Origin of the sequence: Chamaesiphon sp. OTE_75_metabat_556, from assembly GCF_031378165.1 — a bacterium.
Classification (GTDB): Bacteria; Cyanobacteriota; Cyanobacteriia; order Cyanobacteriales; family Chamaesiphonaceae; genus Chamaesiphon.
In genome coordinates this window covers 1-5,361 of the sequence record NZ_JANNDR010000373.1, presented here as the reverse complement: position 1 = coordinate 5,361, position 5,361 = coordinate 1, and the positions used below count along the sequence as shown (strand labels likewise).

The 5,361-nt window shown below is 46.0% G+C and carries 8 protein-coding genes; 5 read left to right on the top strand and 3 right to left on the bottom strand.

Going from position 1 to position 5,361, the window contains the following annotated elements; all coding sequences use genetic code 11:
- A partial coding sequence (locus tag RMO27_RS15040; protein WP_309733916.1) for a helix-turn-helix domain-containing protein occupies nucleotides 1-189 on the bottom strand: 189 nt, incomplete at its 3' end.
- Nucleotides 190-271: 82 nt separating this feature from the next.
- Between RMO27_RS15040 and RMO27_RS15035 the strand changes: the two genes are divergently transcribed.
- On the top strand, nucleotides 272-508 hold the full coding sequence (locus RMO27_RS15035) for a DUF4258 domain-containing protein (protein WP_309733913.1): 237 nt from the start codon (nucleotides 272-274) through the stop codon (nucleotides 506-508).
- Nucleotides 509-539: 31 nt separating this feature from the next.
- The gene (locus RMO27_RS15030) at nucleotides 540-752 is read left to right on the top strand and encodes a YgiT-type zinc finger protein (protein ID WP_309733911.1); all 213 of its coding nucleotides are present in this window, start codon (nucleotides 540-542) and stop codon (nucleotides 750-752) included.
- A 574-nt stretch (nucleotides 753-1,326) separates the two neighbouring features.
- Here RMO27_RS15030 and RMO27_RS15025 read toward each other — a convergent pair.
- On the bottom strand, nucleotides 1,327-1,659 hold the full coding sequence (locus tag RMO27_RS15025) for a DUF5615 family PIN-like protein (RefSeq protein ID WP_309733908.1): 333 nt from the start codon (nucleotides 1,657-1,659) through the stop codon (nucleotides 1,327-1,329).
- Complete coding sequence (locus tag RMO27_RS15020) at nucleotides 1,656-1,886, bottom strand: DUF433 domain-containing protein (RefSeq protein ID WP_309733904.1); 231 nt, start codon at nucleotides 1,884-1,886, stop codon at nucleotides 1,656-1,658. The genes RMO27_RS15025 and RMO27_RS15020 overlap by 4 nt, the downstream gene beginning before the upstream one ends.
- A gap of 101 nt (nucleotides 1,887-1,987) precedes the next feature.
- Here RMO27_RS15020 and RMO27_RS15015 point away from each other — a divergent pair, with 101 nt between their 5' ends.
- The 3 genes from RMO27_RS15015 (at nucleotide 1,988) to RMO27_RS15005 (ending at nucleotide 5,205) form a co-directional block, all read left to right on the top strand.
- Nucleotides 1,988-2,224, top strand: coding sequence for a hypothetical protein (locus tag RMO27_RS15015; RefSeq protein ID WP_309733902.1), 237 nt, complete (start codon nucleotides 1,988-1,990; stop codon nucleotides 2,222-2,224).
- 128 nt (nucleotides 2,225-2,352) lie between these two features.
- Entirely contained in the window at nucleotides 2,353-2,748 is a 396-nt protein-coding gene (locus RMO27_RS15010) for a DnaJ domain-containing protein (RefSeq protein WP_309733899.1), read from the top strand.
- Nucleotides 2,749-2,868: 120 nt separating this feature from the next.
- The gene (locus RMO27_RS15005; protein WP_309733897.1) at nucleotides 2,869-5,205 is read left to right on the top strand and encodes an ATP-dependent helicase; all 2,337 of its coding nucleotides are present in this window, start codon (nucleotides 2,869-2,871) and stop codon (nucleotides 5,203-5,205) included.
- The last annotated feature ends 156 nt before the right edge of the window (nucleotides 5,206-5,361 follow it).

Sequence of the window (5,361 nt, the reverse complement as noted above, 5' to 3'; positions counted from 1 at the left end):
CTCTACCAGCCCCTCTAACCCTGTCTCTAGATATTTCCCAATCCATTTAGCTAGAGTTAAATCCGTACATCCCAATAGCTGTGCTACTTCTGCTCGACTTTTTCCTTCACTTAGATATCTTATTGCCGATAGTCGCTGCCATTGCTTTTTATCTAGACTGGACTCACGCAATCTTTGACTCAGATTCATTCATATTCTCCTCACTTCTTGATAATTATACCCTTTTCTTTACTCTTTAAGCGGGAAGGGAGTAGCAGCAGACAAACAATTATTGTTTCTGCCGCATACGATTCGGCAAATGTCTCGCCCAGATCGAATGATTACAACCAAAGACGTTAAAGATGTCATCATGACAGGTGAGGTGATTGAGGATTACCCTGAAGATGCCAGAGGTCATAGTTGTTTGATATTAGGTTGTGTAATGGACAATCGCTACATTCACGTTGTGTGCGCTCCCAAGGATGAATATTTAGCTATTATCACCACATATCTTCCCAATCCAATTTAGTGGACACCCGATTTTAGAGAGAGACTTTAAGATGGAATGCTTATACTGTAAAGCACAGATGAGAAGAGGAACAGCTCCTTTTAGCATTGACAGAAATGGTTATCATATCTCGTGGGATGCTATTCCGGCGTGGGTATGCGAACAATGCGGGGAATCACTATTTGAAACTCAAGAAGTCGATACTATTCAAGATGCACTTGCTGTTCTCGATCGCGATACGGTTTCTTTAGCTGCCCGCGTTTAAAAGAATCGATCAAATTCACCTCGCGATGCTTTTGCCTGGAAGCGCGGCGAAACTACTGCTACTGCGGGTCAATTGATGGCATTTAATGGCATCACTGCTGAAGCTATTTGCAAACGGGGCTTAGAGTTGGTGGGTTAAGATTCGATCGTCCCTGTCTCCGGCTGGAGATGGGAAATTTGTTAAGCACAAAATTTGCAATGGTGCTTTATTATTAGCGGCAAGGTCTATGGATCTCCCAATCAAATATGAGATTAATAGCCCCAATGCACAGCTAAAAATCTCTAAGAAATGGCACAGAGCTTTTAGAGAGATTAAACCATCATCGACTCGCTGGTTTCAAAAACAAGTAATAGAGTTTTTCGCCGATCCAAGTCTAGACCATATCAAGTTTGTTAAACAGTGGCGAGAAAGTCATGGTGATAAAATCCTGACTATGACCGATTTGAGGGGTTGTTAATATTGATTTTTTATTAACTGTGCAAGATCTCGATAATTATCCTGAATTTATCGATCGGATGCGTCAAAGTTCTAAAAGTTGATTATGGAATGTTTATACTGTAAAGCGTATATGTACTTAGTACAATTCGAGGCAATCGATCGCATCCCTGTCAATTAGCTCTTGAATAGCCTCTATTCCAGCACGAAGGATTCGTTCCACCTCAGTAGTGGGAGCATTCCCACATCTCAACCAAATTACTTTGGGTGGGGAACCGTACAAGCGACTACGATCCGCGAAATCAGCATCTTGAGTAACCATACAAAAGCCCTTGCTTTTAGCAATTTCCCAAATCTCACTGTCATCAGCTTCGCTCAATCCTCGAAACTGAACATGGCTAGATTCGGGGAAAATGTCGGACAGACGATTAACTAGCTTCCGACTCAAGTTTTGATCGAATAGTAGTTTCAAAGCGCACCCACTACAGCCACTAGACGACGTTCTCTATCTGCAACAAATTCTAGGCAAGCTCTGATATCTGCCGCTGTCAATTCTGGAAAATCATCGATAATTTCTGCCTGAGACATTCCCGCCGCTAGCCACCCCAAAACATCGTATACGGTGATTCGCATCCTTCTAATACAAGGTTTTCCACCTCGCTTACCTGGCTCGATCGTAATAATATTTTGATAGCTCATAGGACAACCTAGAATCTTCCATATTTAGAGTGTAGCCTAGTTCTGGTGCAGTAGATGCCGTAAGACAAACCCCAGAAAATCGACCGCTCCGCGCGACACCTTTGCCTGGAATCGGGGGGAAACGACTGCTTAAACAGCTAGAGGAAACAAATCCAACTACCGATGAAGCAGAAAAAATTACTTACATTAATATTGCTACTAAGCCAGGACTGAAACAAAGAGTTATTGCGGCATGGCGATCGAGTGGAGAGACAGCAATTGATGAACTTGTTTTAGAAGATAAATATCTCAATGTTGGTAAGGCAGTACTGAAAGGTTGGATTTCTCAAAAATTATAGTTGAAGCGATACAGTTTCATTAGCTGCACGTATTTGAAAAAGATCGATTCTTTAGCTTGAAAACCGATCGATCGAGTAAAATACACCATAGATGTAGAAAATTGGCGTCGCACATCATTCCATGAGGCATGAACCCTTATCAAATTCTCGGCGTATTGCCCCACTCATCCCTAACTCAAATCAAATCCGCCTATCGCCATGCTGCGGCCAATCATCACCCCGATCGTGGTGGTAGTCATGAGACAATGGTGGCGATCAATAGTGCTTACGAGCAGCTCACGCGTCATTTTGCTGCAACTAAACCCACTAATTACCGAACGGCACCACCGCCAACATCACTCAGTGATTGGTTCGGCGTCTACAACCAGCTCTTGGCAGTCATGGCACGACGGGGTTACCAGCGCGGCTGGATTACCTATCGACTCATGGAACTCCAGCCCCCATTGGAAATCTGGCAACTGCACGGGCAAGTGATGGGTTATAAACCAAGCTTTGCTCGCTATCAGTGGGAAAAACAGGCATAGAAATCGAGCAACGATCTAATCTCTATACTCGATCGCAATTACCGCCGTTTCTGCGTCCAGATCTGCTAATCCTGCTAAATTGTTAAGCTATAGACCAAAGTCATTCGCTCTACTATCTCCATGCTGACTGCCGATCGATCGGACAATATCACCAGATCTCAAGCTGAAACTATTGCTGGTTGGCGGCAAGGATTGCGCAGTGGACAGCGGACGCTGGCAGATTGGCAGGGTGGGCTACTGGCGGTATCGGCAGTGCCAGGAGCCGGAAAATCTCATAGCATGGCGGTTGCGGCGGCGATAACGATCGCTCGTGCCAAATTGCACCAACGCCATCAATTGATAATTGTCACCCTCACGCGATCGGCGGCGGCGAATATTAAGGATAAAATTAAAAGCTGTCTCAAAGAATTGGGATTGCCACCGATCGGTTATAGCGTCAATACTATTCATAGCTTGGCATTGAGTATCGCCAGCAAGCATCCAGACTTATCACAGCTAGATTTGAGCGAGCGGACGCTGGTGATGCCATCGAGCAATCATCAACTGATTGAAGATACTGTCCAAACTTGGTTGAGTCGTTACCCCAATAGTTATCGGTGCTTACTCGAAGGCGAAAGTTTCGATGGGGAAGAAACCGAACGTCTGCGGCGGCAATCGGTACTGCGGACAGAAATCTTGCCGAGCTTGGCATTTACTGCCGTCCGCGAAGCCAAAAGTTCGGGCTTATCGCCAGCAGAGCTGTGGCAGATCGCCAAATTGGATCCAGATCGCTATGATATTTTGAGGATCGGGGCGGGACTGTATGAGGCTTATCAAGAGTTGTTGGTAAGTAAAAGCTACTCTGACTATGATGAGATGATTGCCGGAGCCTTGCGGGTGATGAGAGACTCATCTGCCCGCCAACTGTGGCAGCAACAAGTCTACGCTGTATTTGAAGACGAAGCCCAGGATTCTAGCCCGTTACAAGAACAGCTCTTACGTCAATTGGCAGGCATCCCCAATCGATCGGATTTACAGCCCAATCTGATTCGGGTTGGCGATCCCAATCAAGCGATCAACTCCACCTTTACACCCGCCGATCCGCGCTATTTTCGGGAATTTTGCCAAGAGTGCAGCGAGATCGTCACCAGGGGGACTTCGCGACTCGAAAAAATGGAACAAGCTGGACGCAGTACTCAGACAGTGATGGACGCGGCTAACTTTGTGCTTGACTGGGGCAATCGCTATCTCCAACCGCCTCCGCCAACAGCGGAAGCCACAATTGCCGAGAGTCAGTCAACACCCGAATCGGTGTTTTGGTTGCAAACGATCCGTCCGGTTTCACCTGGCGATGCCCAGCCCAATCCGATCGCTCAAGATGGTGGGGTAGAATTACATACACCCCACGATGTCTATGCGTCCGTACTGGCGATCGAACAACGGCTAACAACCTTATTTAAAGCCAATCCAACTGCCAATGCGGCGATTTTAGTCCGCGAAAATCGGCAGGCGAAGTTTATTTTTGACAGGCTTTCAGATTGGCACCGCTTGCACCCAGAAATCAAACTCTATGAAGCTGGTGAAGGCGATCGCACCTCCAAGATTCCCGGTGAAATGCTGGTCTTATTGCAGTTTATCACCCGCCCCCATTCACCCGACTATCTCAAAGCCGTCCTCAAAGTTTTACTTGATCGCAAACTAATTGAAGCTCAAGATATCGATGCACTCGCAGTCTTTCCCGAACAATTTTTATATCCGAGTGTTTTAGAAATTCCCCAAACAGCCACAGTATTGAGGGCGCGAGAAATTTGCTGCGAATTATTACGCGCGCGGCTGCTATTACCCCACTACCAACTGATTAGTTATTTAGGCGATCGATTGAACTATCAAGCTAGCGAACTGGCGACTGCTGAAAAGTTAGCCGATCGGATCGCGCTGCAAACCTACGGGCGGACTTCGGTTTATGCCACGATGGAAGTCCTCCAAGAAATTGTCACGACTGAGGGCTTTGAAAATATCGATGATGGCTCGGAATCTCGCTATACAGCAGCAGGACAAGTGACGATTATTACGATGCACAAAGCCAAAGGATTGGACTGGGATTATGTCTTTATTCCATTTTTAAGCGATCGCATCCCTGGCCAATTGTGGACGCCCCAAGGTGCTAAATTTTTAGGCGATTTTACCCTCTCCGAAGTCGCTCGTGCCAAGATTCGCGCCCATCTCCATCAGCAATCGATTCCATCAGAACAAGCAGCCTGGAAACTAGCTAATTATCTCAAGCAGGGTGAAGATTTGCGCTTATTATATGTGGCGATTACTAGAGCTAAAAAGTTATTATGGTTAGCTGCCGAATATGAAGCCCCTTTCTTATGGAATCGGTTTAACTGGCAACAAGGCGATCGATTACAAGCTAGCAAGCCATCACCACTCTTTACTGCTCTATGCCAGCAATTTCCACGATTGGTTAAAAACTAATCTTAGATGAGAAGCTTAGCTCGACTTTATCCATTTTAAAACCTTCGTGTTGGAGACTGGCTCCCAGACTCGCTCTCGTCGAACCGACTTTTCACAGATCGATAAAACAGGCGATATTCAAAAAGTCCAACCTGCTATAACCGTTATGGCTAGACG